Annotated in this window: 7 protein-coding genes and 6 tRNA genes; 8 read left to right on the top strand and 5 right to left on the bottom strand. The window is 40.7% G+C overall.

All coding sequences use genetic code 11. The annotated features are described in order from the left end of the window. Window positions 1-117 precede the first annotated feature (117 nt). Both R8P61_04730 and R8P61_04725 read left to right on the top strand, forming a co-directional pair. The gene (locus R8P61_04730; protein ID MDW3646337.1) at window positions 118-4,989 is read left to right on the top strand and encodes a PKD domain-containing protein; all 4,872 of its coding nucleotides are present in this window, start codon (window positions 118-120) and stop codon (window positions 4,987-4,989) included. A 345-nt stretch (window positions 4,990-5,334) separates the two neighbouring features. Then, window positions 5,335-8,931 (top strand): PKD domain-containing protein, encoded by a 3,597-nt coding sequence (locus tag R8P61_04725; protein MDW3646336.1) that lies wholly within the window; start codon window positions 5,335-5,337, stop codon window positions 8,929-8,931. A 36-nt stretch (window positions 8,932-8,967) separates the two neighbouring features. Here R8P61_04725 and R8P61_04720 read toward each other — a convergent pair whose 3' ends face one another. Next, window positions 8,968-9,420, bottom strand: coding sequence for a hypothetical protein (locus R8P61_04720; GenBank protein MDW3646335.1), 453 nt, complete (start codon window positions 9,418-9,420; stop codon window positions 8,968-8,970). A 106-nt stretch (window positions 9,421-9,526) separates the two neighbouring features. Continuing rightward, window positions 9,527-9,850 carry a hypothetical protein gene (locus R8P61_04715; GenBank protein ID MDW3646334.1) on the bottom strand — a complete coding sequence of 108 codons (324 nt, stop codon included), beginning with the start codon at window positions 9,848-9,850 and terminating at the stop codon, window positions 9,527-9,529. Window positions 9,851-10,163: 313 nt separating this feature from the next. Between R8P61_04715 and R8P61_04710 the strand changes: the two genes are divergently transcribed. The 6 genes from R8P61_04710 to R8P61_04685 all read left to right on the top strand — a co-directional run bounded on the left by R8P61_04710 (window position 10,164) and on the right by R8P61_04685 (window position 10,850). Further along, a tRNA-Leu gene (locus R8P61_04710) sits at window positions 10,164-10,237 on the top strand. A 32-nt stretch (window positions 10,238-10,269) separates the two neighbouring features. After that, window positions 10,270-10,343: transfer RNA gene (locus R8P61_04705), tRNA-Leu, on the top strand. Between the two features lie 9 nt (window positions 10,344-10,352). Then, a tRNA-Ser gene (locus tag R8P61_04700) sits at window positions 10,353-10,439 on the top strand. Window positions 10,440-10,444: 5 nt separating this feature from the next. Beyond that, window positions 10,445-10,517, top strand: a tRNA-Cys gene (locus R8P61_04695). A 40-nt stretch (window positions 10,518-10,557) separates the two neighbouring features. Further along, window positions 10,558-10,643, top strand: a tRNA-Tyr gene (locus R8P61_04690). 115 nt (window positions 10,644-10,758) lie between these two features. Next, window positions 10,759-10,850, top strand: a tRNA-OTHER gene (locus tag R8P61_04685). Between the two features lie 179 nt (window positions 10,851-11,029). Here R8P61_04685 and R8P61_04680 read toward each other — a convergent pair. Genes R8P61_04680 through R8P61_04670 form a run of 3 tightly spaced genes read right to left on the bottom strand, consistent with a single transcriptional unit; the run spans window position 11,030 to window position 16,744 of the window. Further along, entirely contained in the window at window positions 11,030-14,128 is a 3,099-nt protein-coding gene (locus tag R8P61_04680; GenBank protein MDW3646333.1) for a tetratricopeptide repeat protein, read from the bottom strand. Window positions 14,129-14,178: 50 nt separating this feature from the next. Continuing rightward, on the bottom strand, window positions 14,179-15,642 hold the full coding sequence (locus tag R8P61_04675) for a CHAT domain-containing protein (GenBank protein MDW3646332.1): 1,464 nt from the start codon (window positions 15,640-15,642) through the stop codon (window positions 14,179-14,181). A gap of 16 nt (window positions 15,643-15,658) precedes the next feature. Next, window positions 15,659-16,744 carry a hypothetical protein gene (locus tag R8P61_04670; GenBank protein MDW3646331.1) on the bottom strand — a complete coding sequence of 362 codons (1,086 nt, stop codon included), beginning with the start codon at window positions 16,742-16,744 and terminating at the stop codon, window positions 15,659-15,661. Window positions 16,745-17,017 lie beyond the last annotated feature (273 nt).

Raw genomic sequence — 17,017 nt, 5'->3', positions numbered from 1 at the left:
CCCACTTATTTATATAAGAAATAGAGGATACTTATCCTGTAAATAGCAAAACCTAGAATTCAGCTTGAAAGCCCGATTTTCACCCCATTTTTAACCTACATTTGAACTCAAGGATAAATGAAATTTTCTACTTTTTGGCTCTTGCCATTTCTTTTAATTGGACTAGTTCCTACTGCTAAATCGCAGATAGGAGGCGCTAATGGGAGTGGCCAATGGAGTAATGTCATTCCCCTCTCTATTGTACCGGTAGCAGCTGCAAACCTGCCCGATGGAAAGATTGTTGCCTGGTCCGCCTTTGATAGATTTCGCTTTGGAGGCAATCGCGGGAAAACCTATACGATCATATTTGACCCTGCTACCAATTCCTCCCAGGAAATGCTGATCTCAAATACACAGCATGATATGTTTTGTCCGGGCACAAGTAATTTGCCAGACGGAAGAGTGATCGTAACCGGAGGAAGCTCCAGCAACAAAACAAGTATTTACGACCCTGCAAGTAATCAATGGACTGCAGCTGCCCCCATGAATATTCCCAGAGGTTATCATGCGATGGTAACAATGGCAGATGGAGGCGTTTTCACTATCGGAGGTTCCTGGAGTGGAAATGCGAGCCAAAGGGGCATTAAGCAAGCAGAAGTATACAAGAATAATTCATGGAGCCTCTATAATGGCCTACCCGGAAATCTCCTCTACAAAGATGCAGTTGCCATCAATTCCCATTGGCTGAAGGATAGCCATACCTGGTTATGGCCGGCTCCAAACGGTAAAATATTCCATGCCGGTCCCAATAATAATATGCATTGGCTGGATGTAAATGGTAATGGCAGTTTTACTTCTGCAGGACTAAGAGGGACAGATGGTTTTATCAATAGTGGTACTACCGTCATGTATGAAGAAGGAAAGATCCTGAAAGTCGGAGGAGCTTCAATCACCAGTAGTGGAACAACCGTAGTCGGAAGTACTTACATCATTGATATAAATACCAATCAGGCAGTAGTAAAGCAAGTCCAAAGCTTGCGACACAAAAGAACCAGGCACAATTCAGTAGTCTTACCTACGGGAGAAGTATTAGCTGTAGGTGGCTTAGGAGTAAACAAATCATTCAGTGATGAGGATTCTAAATTGATACCTGAACTTTGGGATCCACAAACAGAAAGCTGGAGAAGCCTTGCTCCTATGACAGTTCCCAGGAACTATCACAGCATTGCCCTACTCATGATGGATGGACGGATCTTCGCCGGTGGAGGTGGACTCTGTAACACTTGTACCGTCAATCATCCGGATGCAGAAATCTTTAGTCCTCCATATTTGTTTAATGCAGATGGCAGCCTGGCTAGCAGACCTGTTATTTCTGGAAATAGCGATAATATGCTCACGGAGAGCCAGGAGCTTATCACCACAAATTCTGCGGTATCTTATTTCAGCCTCATTCGCTACAGTTCGGTAACCCACAGTACAAATAACGAACAAAGAAGAATCAAGCTTGATGCAACCGCTCTGGGCAACAATCGATACGAAGTTCAATTACCAGATCATAACGTAGCTATCCCCGGGCAATACATGCTCTTTGCAGTCAATGCAAACGGAACGCCTAGCGTTGCCAAACTTGTTCGGGTTCATTCTCAATCCGATTGTAGCCCTCAAAGCCTTACTCAAGCTGCTTTCAAAAGCTATAGTAGCAATCAGGATTTCGGGACTGCAACTGTACAAAATGGAGGCAAGGATGTCCTATTGAGAAATAATGCCTGGAAATACATGGATTTCTCCTATAAGATCACCGCAAATACCGTCCTTTCTTTTGAATTCAAAAGTACGGTAGAAGGAGAAATCTCAGCTATAGGTATGGATAATGACAATAACTGGTCGCCGGAAAGGGCTTTTAAATTATATGGTACACAGGCAGATGCAGCCATCAATACTGATTTTGAAGACTATACTCCCAATGCCTTTCAAACTTATACGATTCCTATTGGCCAGTACTACCAGGGAGATATGAACCGGATATTCTTTATTATGGATCATGATGGAGGAGCTAAAAATGGGAATGCTTACTTCAGGAATGTAAAAGTATCAGAAGAAGGTGTATGCGATGATCCAGTGGAAAACCTGGCGTATCTCCGTCCTGCAAGTCAATCTTCAACAGCTTATAGTGGAGAGGCTTCACGGGCCGTCGATGGTTTTTCTAATGGTCTCTATACAGCAGGATCTGTCACCCATACAGCAACTACAGCCAATCCCTGGTGGAGGGTTGATTTGGAGGACAGTTATCAACTCAACAAAATAGAGATTTCTAATCGTACAGATTGTTGTGAGGATAGGTTGGCAGGCACAAAAGTATTAGTTGGAGATACTCCCAGTAATAATCCGGCAGATTATACGGAGGTAGGAGTTCTGACAGCAGCGAAAACCCAAAGATTGACAAATCTGTCAGCTATGGGTCGATATATAATGTTGTACCTGCCAGGAAATAATAAAATACTTTCTATTGCTGAAGTAAGGGCTTATGGAAATAAATGTACAGTAGCTTCTGCAGTAACAAATATCACAACGGAGCCAGAAAATTGTGGGGATGATCAGGGAAAAATGACTTTTACTTTCAATGATCAGCCCGGACGGACTCATCTTGAATTCAGTCTGGATGGAGGGAACACCTACAAAGCTCAGGTAGCTGATAATAGTGGTAGTATTAGTTATACCCTTGCTCCCGGAACTTATGATGTATTCGTACGTTGGGGAGACAATAGCTGCCCAAGCAGCCTGGGACAAAAAACAGTAGAAGCCGCACCCGCACCAATAGTGACGAATATTCTGACTGAAGAAGTAAACTGTGCTACAGGCAAAGGTAAAATTACTTTCGAATTTGATGACGTAGCTTCACGAACAGGGATAGAATTTAGCCTGGATGGAGGAAATACTTATAAGGCGCAGGTAAATGACAACAGCGGCTCAGTCACTTATGAAGTTGATGCTGGCACCTATCCCCTATTTGTAAGATGGGGTAATAATCAATGTCCCGTAGAGCTGGGGAGCAAAACGATCCTTGAAGATTGTAATAATCCTCCTCCCAATGGAGAATGTTTCGTGCTAAATAATGCTGATGAGGTTTCAATAGAAGCCGAGGACTTTAGCCGTGCAAATCCCGGAACAGGAAATGCTGCTTCTACCAGCTGGACAGAAATTGCGGAGACAAATGCATCTGCAGGGAAAGCTATTCAGGCAGGGCCAAATCAAGGACTTTGGACAGGACTCAATCTCAATGGACCAAGTGTTGAATACGACATTGATTTTACAAAAACAGGTCTTTATTTTGTCTACGTTCGTTCTCAAGGGCCAACTGCCAATGATGATTCTTACCACATTGGATTGAATGGTGGTGGTTTATCCAACATAAGTGCCTACGGAATGGGAGGCTCAGGTCCCTGGGCCTGGCAAAACCTCGCCAATGATGATGAGCAAATGCAGCTTAACATCCAATCTGCCGGAAAACATACCCTGAATATCTGGGTGAGAGAAGATGGGGTGCAAATTGATAAAATTGTTATTAAAAAAGCCAATGGAGCTCCTTCCGGCAAGGGGCCAAATGCCAGTCCAAAAAGTCCTTGTGGAGGAACTGCAAATCAGGCACCTTTGGCGAGTTTTACTGCTAGCCCGAGTTCTGGAACAGCTCCTCTGCAAGTGAATGTAGATGCAAGCACTTCTACTGATCCAGATGGCAGTATTTCAAGCTATGCCTGGGACTTTGGAGATGGCACTCAGGCTTCCGGTCAAACAACTAGTCATACTTATACTTCAGTTGGCACCTATACCCTACGCCTGACAGTAACCGACGATCAGGGACTCAGTAATTCAAGTAGCCGAACCATCAGAGCTACCCCGCCTGCAAATGGTCCGCTGTGTTTCGAAGAGAAAAATGGATCTGTGGTAATCGAAGCAGAGAATTTTAGCTCTACCACTGCAGGATCAGGAAATGCCTCTTCCAATAACTGGCAGAAATTTACCGATATCAATGCCTCTAACAGCGAAGGAGTAAGAGCTGTACCCAATAATGGAACCTGGACAGGCCTTAACCTCAATGGTCCAAGACTGGATTACAAAGTGCGCTTTCAAACAGCCGGCACCTATCGGGTATACATCCGAACTCAGGGCCCGACAAATCAGGATGATTCTTATCACATTGGCTTGAATGGTTCTTCTGTTTCTACCACAAACGGATACGGCATGGGATGGACCGGAAGTTGGGGATGGGCGGACTTTGCCAATGAGGACAATTTCGTAGAAATCCTTGTTCCAAGTACAGGAGAACATACCTTCAATATCTGGATGCGGGAAGATGGAGTGGAAATTGATAAAATCGTCATGAAAATCCAGCCAGGTGTTCCTTCTGGACAAGGACCTGCAGCAAGTAGCCAGGTGGAGTGCACGACTAGCAATGGCTTCGCAAGCAACAATAAGAGTTTTTCTATAAAAGAGAGTGGAGGAAATGGCGAGATCAATTGGGGTAACTTCTTTGAAGAGTTCAAAGACACTTATGTCCTGGAAAGATCAATCGATGGGGTTAGCTATGAGGCATTGGAAAGTGATGAGATCATCGTAGATCAATTGCTAAACAGTCATACAGATCCTCAGATTAGACAATTTGGTGTTAATGCAGTCTTCTATCGACTCCGAATTAAAGATCAAGATGGAGTAACAAGAGAAACTCGAAGAGGAGTCTTGAAAGTTGGAAGCGATGAATTACTCTTCAATTTCACCGTCTATCCAAATCCAGCCACAGACAAATTGAATCTGGAATTTGACAATGCTTCCGGACAGGCACTCAAGCTGACGATGATGAATAGTTTGGGACAAAGCATTTATACAAATCAGATAGATGCTGATCAGACCGATGGAATGATCAGAATGGATGTCTCTGAATATGCGCAGGGAATCTACTTCATCAGACTTTCAGACAAGGACAAAAATAAAATTGTCCGGGTGCTGATCGAATAAAAGATGGGCTTAATCCAGCGGCAAAATGTCTGCTGGATTAGGCTTTTTAGAAAAAATGAATTTCTAGAAAATGCAACAGAAAAAAATATAAAAACCAGCAAAGCTGTCATTGCGAGCCTGTACAACAGGCGAAGCAATCCCCTTGACCCAAAAAATATTATTCGCATTCAAGGAGATTGCTTCGCACAACATTTGAGCTCGCAATGACAGGACTGTTAAAGAGTAAACGATCAATTTTAACACGCAAAAACACAACTCAATTATTGACGAGAATATCTCCCCATCTAAAATCACAAAAACGAATGGAATTGGGGAAAAAGAACATAGAAAAACAGCTTAGGATTTATGAGTTCTCAACTTTTTAGTTTTCGGAAACTACGGTGGTATATAACCCCTATCCTTGCTTTTCTTTTCATAACGGCATTTAAGACCCTTGAAATTGCCAAAACTTTAGCCGGACATGAACCTGTTCCCGTGAGTGATTTCATCAATTTCGAGTCCGCTCATGTTCATCCCCTCGATATGACGCCAGATGGGACAAAGCTCCTGGCAGTCAATACAGCCGCGAATACCCTTGAGGTCTTTAGCCTAACTGAAAATGGGCCTGTAAATACGGCAAGCATTCCGGTAGGTACTGATCCAGTTTCCGTGCGTGTGAGAAATAATAGCGAAGCCTGGGTGGCAAATGTCATTTCTGATAATGTCAGCATCGTCGATCTTGATAAAGAGGTGGTTGTCCGAACTTTGAATACTGAAAATGAGCCCTCAGACATCGTTTTTGCAGGAAGTCCTCTGAAAGCCTTTGTGAGTTGTGCAGAACGGGAGAGTATTCTCATTTATGACCTCTCTGATCTAGATGCCAGTCCCAATGAAGTTGTCCTCATAGGTGAACAACCAAGAGCAATGGCAGTAAGTCCCGATGGAAATACAGTCTATACTGCATTTTTTGAATCTGGAAATCAAACGACTGTTATCAATGGCAACGAATTTATAGCTGCAGGAGGTCTCGAAGCTGCGGGTTCTGGTTCGACAACTGTACCCAATGACGTAATTAATCCCCTGGGACCCTATGGAGGTGCAATCCCTGTACCCAATAATGGTACGGGTTTTAATCCTGCCTTAAACCCTGTCTTACCCCCCAAAACCAATACACAAAGTCTGGTCGTCAAAAAGAATGCTTCCGGTCAATGGTTGGATGACAATGGAGGAGACTGGACCAATATAGTCACTGGTGGTGCAGGTGAAAGAATCAATGGATGGGATCTCCAGGATCGAGACGTAGCTATCCTCAACGCAAATAGCCTGAGCTTGAGTTATCACTCCAGCCTGGGAAATATCCTGATGGCCATGGCAGTCAATCCCGTTTCTGCTAAAATCCATGTCGTGGGAACGGATGCCATGAATCACATCCGCTTTACCCCCAATATCAATGGCACCTTTTTGCGTGTAAATGTTTCTCAGTTTATTGCAGGAAATACAAATTCGGACATCATTGACCTAAATGCGCATTTGGGCTATGCCAGTCCCTCGGTACCTGCTACAGATAGAGATAAATCTATCGGAGATCCCCGGGGAATTGCCTGGACAGAAGATGGTAATTTTGCCTATGTAACGGGTATGGGCTCTAATAATGTAATCATCATCGAGCAAAATGGTAGCAGGGCTACGCCTGACCCAATTCCTGTTGGAGAAGGACCTACGGGAGTAGTCATTGATGAGAACCGAGGCCAGGTGTATGTTTTAAATAAATTTGAAGCCAGCATTTCAACCGTATCTATAGCTACGGATCTGGAAACGTCTCGTACTCCTTTCTTTGATCCAACTCCCAGCGTCATCAAAACGGGAAGAAAGCATTTGTACGATACACATTTGGGCTCGGGAAATGGGACGATTGCCTGTGCATCCTGTCATGTAGACGGAAAATGGGATCGACTTGCCTGGGATCTCGGTGATCCTTCCGGGAATATAGAGACGATAGATGGTATTGACTTTCATCCGCTTAAAGGCTTAAAAGTAACCCAATCACTTATTGACATTATCGAAAAGGGAGAAGGTTTGCTTCATTGGCGAGGAGATCGAGAAGCTTTTATCGATTTTGCTTCTGCTTTCAATGTACTTCAAGGATTGGGAGCTCCATTAGATACTCCAGGTATGGATGAATTTGAGGATTTCTTGAAAACGACCTATCATTCCCCTAATCCTTATCGTGCCACTACCCTCAACAATCCTCTGGACCTCAATGGAAAAATCAGGGGAGCAGGAACGACATTCCAAAGTTTTACAATGAGCAATCAGACGGGAACAAATGCCATCGGAGAATGGCATGAGGACTGTGGCGGCTGTCATGTAAATCATACAGGAAGAGGACTTTCGGGAAGTTCATTTGGAGCCGTTCAGTATGGAGGAAATGAAAATATGTCAGCAGACCTCAGATCGACCTATAAAAAATTAGGCTTCTATTATGACTCTGATCAGAGCACCGTCGGTTTTGGAATGATGTCTGACGGAGTAGTAGATACAGAGTTTTTCAAGGCAGCCGGCACCAAAGATGGCTACTTTGTTGATTATCATGCTATAGTTCTGGGATTCGCAGGAGGAGGGCCGACCTTTAGCAATTTAGGATTTACCTCTACTCCTCACGAAAGCCAGGATGCTCATTTTTCTATAGGACTTCAGGCGACCTTAAGCAATAGTGTCGGTACACTTGCTGCCGTTGATAGTTTGCAAAGCCTTGCAGACAATCCGATTACCATGACAGGTGTCCAGCAGGCTTCAGAATTGGGCTTGATTGTCAAAGGATGGTATCAAGGAGAAATGAGGGGGTTTAAATATACAGGAAGCAATAGCTACCAATCTGATAGCAGTGGACAAAGCCTAACTCATGCTCAATTACTTGCCGAAGCACAGGCAGAAGGGCCACTGACCTGGATGCTGGTTCATAAACAAGCTGATGAGCGATTGGGAATTGACCGAAATAGCAATGGGATATTTGATAAAGAAGAAAGAATCATAGCTTCTTTTAGCTATAGTCGTCAACAACCCGATGCTATTCCAGCCAATTTCACCTTCGATGCTTCAGAGAGTTACAATCCTACGGGAAATGCAGTCAGCTATGATTGGGATTTTGGAGATGGTAATAGTGGCACTGGTATTTCTCCCAGCCATACCTACAATTCTCCGGGATCATATGATGTCGTCTTGAAACTGGAAGATAGCAGCCCTACAGGCGCATTACACAGTAGCCAGCAAATGGTCCAAAGAATCCAGATCAATGATTTGAATAGCTTTACAATGGAAGTCATGCTGGAAGGCCCTTTTGATTCGGGAAGTGGACTTATGCTGGATGAACTTCGATCCAAAGGTCTTTTGGGCACGACTGATCCATATGGATTGGGAGCAAGTATGGATGCCAGCCTGTTAAATCGTACGGGAAATGATGCCCCTGTTGACTGGATAAAAATTCAGTTCAGGGATAAAGATGATCCTGTCACAATTGTGTTAGAAGAAGCTGCTCTCCTATTGAAAGATGGGACTGTGGTAGATCCACAAGGCGCAGAGAGCCTTTCCTTTGCCAGTTTGAGCACTTCAGAATACCATATCGCCATTGTTCATAGCAATCATTTGGGAATAATGACTGCTGCCAGCGTGGACCTTTCTACAGATCCCTTTATTGATTTTGCGGAAAGTTCGACTGTCGTATATAGCTTCGGAGGAGTTGCGAGAAGAGATATAGGAGGGACGATGCTTTGTTGGGCAGGAGATGCCAATGGAAGCGGAAGAGTAGATGCGATAGACAGGAATCTGTTTTGGTTGCCTGAAAATGGAGGCGTTTATCAATACGGCACAACGAAATCAGATTTCAATCTGGACGGCAATATCAATGCCCTGGATTTGAATCTATTCTGGAGACGAAATAATTCCCTTGTGGCACAACTTCCTTAAGCCACAAGGGAATTCTCATTTTATGCGGTGGGACAATTAGACTTCTATTTCGAAGGATAAGACATCTGCTATGCCTCCAAATATAACCTGGAAACGCATGGTCCAGATTCCGTCAACTGAGAAATTGATGCCATCTACTCTATAATGACCATTGCCCAGATATTCGGTAATGGTAGGCGGAGAAGCAAAACCTCTTCCCGCATCATAATTTATTCCATCAACATGGATTTGAGCTCCCTCCATGAATTTGCCTTTATCATCTTCTAAATAAAGGAGCCAGCTATGTTTTTCATTTATGGGTGCTTTTTCTTTTTCATAAAAGAATCTTCCCTTATATAAACCCGGTATTTTCAGGGCTGCTGTTTTGGTACCGGTAATGGGATCAAGGCCACAAACCAGAAACTTTTTAGGTGTCTGAGCATGGCTATTCAGATTGCAAACTATGGTGAAGAATAGGAGCAGGAAGGTGAGTTTATTTATATGCAGCATGGAGGCTTTACCATCAATATATTTCCCCAAGAAATTCAATCTCTAAAATACTGAATTTCTTTCAATTATGGGTAAGATTTCGCCAGCAAATTTCCCTCAAAACGAGCTAATTCAACACGATCACTCTTTCCTCTCCTTTCGGTAAAAAGGCCGCATTCAAATGTGGGATGTCAAATCTTTTCCGAGGGCTAAGGGGCAGGTCTTCGGGAGCGGGCTTCAGGATCAGGTCTTCCATATAACCAAGCTTTCTATGCCTGACTTCTCTGGGTGCATTTCTTATGCATCCTCCTATGATTCGAGCTCGAGCAGTATCTACTTCTGTGCAGGCAAGAATGATGACAAATACAAAGCCCGTCAAAGATTCAGAAAGATTGGAAAGGCTTTTCTGAATATGGGACAAGGAGTTTTTTATACTTGATTTGAACTGCATAGGATAAATTTACGACTAAATTGAGAAGTCGTCAAACAAGAAATTTTACATTTTTCAAAACCCTAAACTGACGAAAGGCGTATAGCTACTATCCTTTAAAACGGATAAGAAACATTTAGATAAAATGATCATCAAGAACAACATATTGAGTCTCTGTTTATCGAGTTATTCCATCGGAATACTGAGAGGCTCTCTATATGATGATCTTAGATAGAAGATTAATTTATTAGATATATGTAAGCCTCTCGAATTTCGGGAGGCTTTTTTTGTTTACACCAGAAAACACAATCAATCCCTCTCGAATATCTATCAAGCGGAAGTGGGCAAAATGGCAAAGCCACCTGGTTTAGACCCAGGAGTTTGAAGGTTCGAATCCTTCCTTCCGTACAAAGCTGAAAATCTCAGCTTATGGAAGACTTATGCCCATGGCGGAACAGGCATACGCACCAAACTTAAAATTTGGGTTTTCCGGGTTCGAATCCCGGTGGGCATACATACATCCGGAGAGTAGGCAGATACTGGTTAGCTGCACTTGCCTGCTAAGCAAGCGTTCCGCAAGGAACTGAAGGTTCGATTCCTTTGCTCTCCGCATAAGAACAGGAAGCCAAATTGGACAGGCGATAGACTGCAAATCTATTATTTGCGGGTTCGAATCCCGTCCTGTTCTCAAAGAGAGGGGAGCATATAAGCTTCCCCCGCGGAAAATTGGGGCTGCGCCGAAGTTGGAGGGTCGGGCCAGACTGTAAATCTGGAGTCCTTCGGGACCTAGCAGGTTCGAATCCTGCCATCCCCACAGAAGAAGTAAGCATGCAGAACAAGGAACAAAGATTTGAGAAGTTTGGACTTGCTCAAATAACTCCTTCTCCCTTTTCCATTCCTTGTTCCTTGTTCTTACTTCATCTATACCTGGAGGAGTTCTCCGAAAGATTGCTGGGTACCGGACACGGTCTTGAAAACCGTTCGCTCGCAAGAGGTGTGGGTTCGAATCCTACCTCCTCCGCAAAACAAAATCCGAGCAGAAGCGAGGACATTGGGGATTTCCGAATCATTCCAAAATTACATTTTGAGAATGAGGAGGGAATCCATGAATGGAAGCGATTAGGGATATTTAGATTTAGGTTCTCCTAATAATAAACCCGATAGTCTTGACAATAGGAATGACGAGAAGAATAAGAATTTCTAAGATAAACGAAGTGCTTCTTCAAATGCTTCATTTGCCAGTTCCGTTTCATTGATATCATTGTATGCAAGCCCTAAATTTCTAAAAAATGTTGAAACAGTTGAATTCAATTCAATCGCTTTAGAATAGTATTTTATTGCTTCTATATAATTTTTATTATCAAATTGAATCAGGCCCATTGTGTTATGATAATATTCATTATGGGGACTTAGTTCTATTGCTTTGGAAATATGTTTTTCCGCTTCAGGCAGATCAAATATAGCCTGATAAACCAGGGTAATGTTTTCATGATATACGGGATTCAGAGGATTAATTTCTATAGCTTTCTTATAATATTTGATAGCAGCTTCATCCTTCCCTTGCCCATAATTTACTAACCCAAGACCATTATAGGCTCCATCTGAAAGTGGGTTTAATTCCACACTTTTCTCAAATGCAGGAGTGGCATTTGAGAAATCATTAAGTCTGTAATAGGCTAAGCCCAAATTTTCGTGTAGTACAGGGTCATAAGGTTTATTCTCTATTGCAATTTGATAATGTTCAATTGCTTTATCAAAAATTGCTTGCTGATACATAAGCACCCCCAGGTTATTGTGTATCAAAGCATTTGAAGGATCTATTTCTATGCCTTTTTGAAAGGCGGTTTTTGCTTCCTCAGTTTGAAATGAATCCCGGTATGCTAAGCCAATATTCTCATAATAAATAGAACTCTGTGGATAATTTTCAATGGCTTTTTTATAGGATGATATTGCTTCTGAATAGTTTCTCTGCTTATACCTGATAACCCCCAATTTATTATTCAGGGCATGATCTTCCGGTGCAATTTTTAATCCATCTATAAGCACTTGTTCAGTCATTTCGTAGTCTCCCATCTCCAAATAAACCTTTGATAGGTCATCGTAATAGATAGGATTTTCAGGATGTCTTTCCTTTACCTCGGTCAAGTACTTCAATGCATTTTCATAGTCTTTTTGCAAGAAAAACAAATTTCCCAAACGGGATGTCAAAATTTCGTGATTGGGCTCAACAGAGAGTCCTTTCAGGTAATGTTTACCTGCCTCACTATAATTTCCAAGAGATTGATATACATACCCTAGAAATTCCAAGGCTCGGACAGAATCTGGTTTCAATTCAACTGCCTTTTTAAGATATTTTTCTGCTTCGTCATATCTTTTTTGCCAGATTAAAGCCAATCCAAGTTCACAATTGGGAGTAAATTCATCCGGCTTTAACTTTAAGGATTCCTGAAAAGCCTTTCCTGATTCTACCCATTCATTGATTTTACTGTAAGCAATTCCCAGATTTGTATGATATAATGCTTTTTTGGGATCTTTTTCAACTGCTTGCTGGTAGAATTCGAGAGATTCATCATCTCGGTCCTGTTCATTTAGAAAAACTCCAATCGTATTATAACTCGCAGCTCTGTTTGGTTGTACTTCTATGGCTTTTCTGTACATTTTTTCAGCCATTTCGAAGGCAGATTTACCTTTGTAGGCAAGTCCAAGGTTTTCGAAATAAACTGGTTCATCAGGATTGAGTTCGCAAGATTTGCTAAAATTCTCTTTCGCAGCATCATACTCCTTGAGATTTAATTCTAACAAACCCAGGTCATTGTAATAAAGGGGCTCATCAGGTACCTCCTTGATAACCTTTTCCAGTAATTGTCTGATTTTTTCAGTCTCACCTTCCGATTCCCAAATTTTCCTTAAGCCATTTACATAGGTTCTGTTTTTCGGATTTGCTGTAATTGCCTCTTGAAAATGAGCGATAGTCTCTTCAGGCTTTTTCAGATCTTCATAGTGCAAGGCTATGAAATAATGAATTTTTGCTTTTTGGGAAGGCCTGAGTTCCAAACATTTTTCATATGCCGGGATGACTTTTTCGGTTTGCTTACTTTGTTTATACAGATAGGCTAAGCCCCAGTAAGTCTCTATATTATCCAGTGCCAGGCTTAATATGTGGTGGAATTTATCTTCAGCTTCTTTGTATTTCTTTTCGTAGGTATAAATATAAGCCATGTCCACATGAGCCAAAATAAGTTGGGGTTTATTTTCAATAGCTTTTTCATAATAAGTCGCCGCTTCTCCATAGTTCTTGACCACAACATAACTATATGCTATGTCCCTGAATGCATTGTAAAGGAGGTTCATGTCGGGGTTATCAGGACATAGATCACATATTTTCTGGATAAGGCTATCCAAGTCCTTTTTTTCTTTTTCATCTTCCTCAAAAGATTGATAGAGAATAATCTTTCTTCTATAACTATCAGATTGAAAAAAGTTGATATTGAAAGCGTCATTATACCATTGTTCCGCAGGTACTTCTTTAAATTCTTCTCTATAACTATCCCCCATGTAAAGATAGCTATCGAGTTCATTAGGAGCCATTTCAATAGCCTTTAAAAAATAGTCCCGGGACTCTTTGAATTCTTTTTTACAAAAATGGTATTCCCCTATGGTTCGTTGTACAAGTGCGCTATTATTTAGCTCTTTACTTTTTTGCAAGTATTCCTGAGACTTATCAAAGTCTGGTAAAATATGGTAAAATTCAATTTGAGCACTATATGCCCAAAAAGAGCTACGAATTTCATCTGAAAGATTCTTGTCTTTTGCAAAAGTCAGGAAATCATCTACTACCTGTGGCCAACGCGCTTGAAGTATATGTTTATTTAGGGTTATATATTTATCTACCTGTTCCTGGTATTTACCAAATGGGAAATCATAATTGCAAAGTTTTGAATAAACCAAACTATCCCAATTTGACAAAGCCTCGACATATTGAATCCACCAGTCATTAAATGCAGTATCCAAATCCTTTGATTCAAAAGATTTTGTTAATTCTTGACATATATAATCTCCGAGGACTATAAAATAGTTTTTATATAATTCAACCAGATATTTTATATATACCTTTTTGTCGTATATACTCCGGTCAATTCGGATCTGCTTCCAGACAGCATGAGGATTGCCAGACCTAAAGCATTCGGCAAAATATTCTAATAATTTTGCCAAATCAACCATATTGATTTCTATATCAAAGCAAGCTTTTGAGTAAATAGATGCCAATAATGGTCTAATCTGTTTGTCTTTGAGATTCATAGATATATCTTTCTAACAATCGATTAAATCAATCAAACATCCCTGAAAAATTATTTGGGATTATTTGGACTTTTAGAAGTAGTCAAATTCCCCCCGGAACTAGCTTGACTACTTCTCGTAGAAGGAATCCCTTGTGGTTCATCTATTTCTTTCAGGTTTTCCTGGTATCTCACTTCTGTTAATTTTAAGATCGGTATGCCACTACATCTGAACGTACTACAACTATCCCTATTAGGACTATATGCATACTCCACATTGCATTCAGGGCAAATAAGTATTCTTTGATCATGTTCCTCTTTCTGCTGTATTTCCTTATCAAAAAATCTTGCAGGAATCATCGTTGAGCTAAAAACTACAGGACTTCCGAAAGTGTTATTATTAAAATGCTCTTTGGGATTTTGAGGAGACTCCTTTTCAAATTCACAACCTAAAAATATCCTTCCAATCGTAACAGCTGTAAAGAAATCCTCTCCGTTCAAAAGAGATTCATAAAATTTGTAAAAAAAGGCGTTTGAACTCCTCGTGGTTATTTCGTTTTGCATCGCCAGGACATGAGGGATCTGGTTCTCAATTAAACTCAGGGCAAAGCCTTCCCCATTACGGGTAAGTTGTCCACTTTCACAGGCCTGAAAGACACAAATTAGCGGCCTTTTATAGTTTTTGTCCGCATTAAAGAAACTCGCAAAAAAATCCTTGCCAACCCATTGCGTTTCACCATCCTGGGCCAAACCTATTTCAGCTATCTCTTGCCTTTCGTCCTGCCTCATTCGAGCATGTCCGTAGATATGTAAAATATAATCTTCCTGCTCACCTACCAAGCCATCGAGTTCCCGAAATTCATCCTCCAGCATATCCAGACTGGTTTTCTTTATTTCCCAAATTATAAATCGGGGATTTTTATCGTCTTGATTATATTTATCTTTAAGTTTGTCAAAAATATTTCCAAATTCATTCAATTCGAATGATGAATGTCCATCGGGGGTGCAAACCATAACCGCAATCACCAACTTTCTCTGGATTTTACTTGTCGGGTTTACATTTATGGCTTTTTTATCTACCAGTCGGATCAGGTCAAACTTTTGTTTCGCATTTGCTCCTAAATAAAAAGAATGGACATTTTCATGCAGATTCTCATCTATTTTCAAATACTCCCAGGGCAAATATGCACGATCGTTAGCATATTTATCAAACTGTAGGAATATCCGTCCCCTTTCTTCTTCCGCACGTAGAATATATTTCAATTCATTGTACACAAATGTTCTGGCTTCTGATTGGTCGTTCGGACAAAGGAGTTTGAAAAGGATCTTTCCTAATACCTCAAAATCATCTTTTTCAAATAAGCCTTCTACCCGAGACTTATTTAAAGCTTTGTGGAAAATACGACTGACTGTGAGCTCAATATAGCTTTTATCACTATCAAACTCCGCGGTATCACTCGAGGTATCAGATTTAGTAAAGGAAATCTTATCACTCGAGAATCTTATTCTTAGTTTCCGGGGCTCTTTCAATGGCATAGTTCATCTTAGTACATTAAAAATTCAGAATATCCATAAGTTCAGCATCCATTTTCTTTTCCCATTCATCGCGTTCATCTGGCTTGGTTTCGGTTGGGTTTCTTCCAGCAAGCGGCCTTCTTTGGTCTATCATCTTCTTTAAGGATGATCTGAACTCCTGCATCTGTTCTTCTACTTGACTTCTAATTAAATCTGGGCTCATATAAACCCTATCTAATAAAGCAAATAACTTTGCATTTATCTTTTTCATGTTCTCATTTTCAATGCTGAATCCCATCCCGGCAATAAATTCCTGAATTTTGATAAATTCTTCGTAATAAGGTAATAATTCCACATCGCTTCTATGCTTACTTGCCAGAATGCTGTATAGAACAAAATCCTTTTCTCTATATAATTTTGCCTTTTCCTTGGTCTTGCCTTTGTATAGTTTCCCATCAATGATAAAAAATCTTGAGGGATCAATTTTATCTTCTGCTTCATTGATCAATGCAAAGTAACCCGGATGCAAGCCCCCTTGTGTATCTGGCTGGAACATCATACTATGTCCAATGAGGGGTTCAATATCATTAGAATCCAGCAATTCTTCATATGCATCTACCACAATATTGGCTACTTTCAAATAAGGAAGGACAGCTGTTCCGAATCCATCTATATACGTCTTAGCTGCATTTTCCATTATTTTAAGTGTTTTCTTTAAGTAATCATTATTTTTTGCTCTACCCAAAACAACTGAGACTGAAAAGTCTCCACCACGATAAGGGTGCAAGCCTGCAACTTTAGTATTTTCAAATATCATTCCCTCAGGCACAGATTCGACTTTACCTTCCAACATTTTGCGTCCAACAAAATATGGAACAGTATGCATTTTATTTTTATACAGAAATTGTGAAGCTATAAAAACAAAAGGTTCCCAAGTTGTAAACCATTCTCGTCCATTAACCAAGTATAACTCATTTATACTTATACTAAAGTATTGCTGGTGCCTCTGAAATGGATTATTGTTCGTTAGTTCAGGAGAAATGTTTTCAGGCGGAATGATTATCCTAGATGGCTTAAAAGACTTGCTTTGCTTAATCTTTTTCCAAACACTGGAGAAGCTCATGGTTATTTTATTTACTATTTACAACTAATGCTAAAATATTTTAATATAATAAAATTAATTACCCAGACAACTTTAATCAAAACACATATGATGCAAAAATAGCATTCAATGACAAATGGGAGGCTTAGCCAATCGCTCGATACTCCAAATAAAATAGAATCGCCTCTAAAAGAGGAAATTCATTTTTATAAGGCTGAAGTAAAAGTTCAAATGCAAGTATCCAGTTCATACTCAAAAAATTATTTCCTTGAACTTGAACTTATGAGAAGTCGA

The sequence above is a fragment of the Bacteroidia bacterium genome, from assembly GCA_033391075.1.
GTDB lineage: Bacteria > Bacteroidota > Bacteroidia > J057 > J057 > JAWPMV01.
The sequence above is the reverse complement of the archived record's forward strand: the minus strand, read 5'-3'. Positions and strand labels throughout refer to the sequence as shown.

Excerpts from the sequence above, each read along its gene's own strand:
- R8P61_04725 (MDW3646336.1), top strand. The coding sequence starts at position 5,335 with ATGAGTTCTCAACTTTTTAGTTTTCGGAAACTACGGTGGTATATAACC.
- R8P61_04715 (MDW3646334.1), bottom strand. The coding sequence starts at position 9,850 with ATGCAGTTCAAATCAAGTATAAAAAACTCCTTGTCCCATATTCAGAAA.
- R8P61_04730 (MDW3646337.1), top strand. The coding sequence starts at position 118 with ATGAAATTTTCTACTTTTTGGCTCTTGCCATTTCTTTTAATTGGACTA.
- R8P61_04670 (MDW3646331.1), bottom strand. The coding sequence starts at position 16,744 with ATGAGCTTCTCCAGTGTTTGGAAAAAGATTAAGCAAAGCAAGTCTTTT.
- R8P61_04720 (MDW3646335.1), bottom strand. The coding sequence starts at position 9,420 with ATGCTGCATATAAATAAACTCACCTTCCTGCTCCTATTCTTCACCATA.
- R8P61_04680 (MDW3646333.1), bottom strand. The coding sequence starts at position 14,128 with ATGAATCTCAAAGACAAACAGATTAGACCATTATTGGCATCTATTTAC.
- R8P61_04675 (MDW3646332.1), bottom strand. The coding sequence starts at position 15,642 with ATGCCATTGAAAGAGCCCCGGAAACTAAGAATAAGATTCTCGAGTGAT.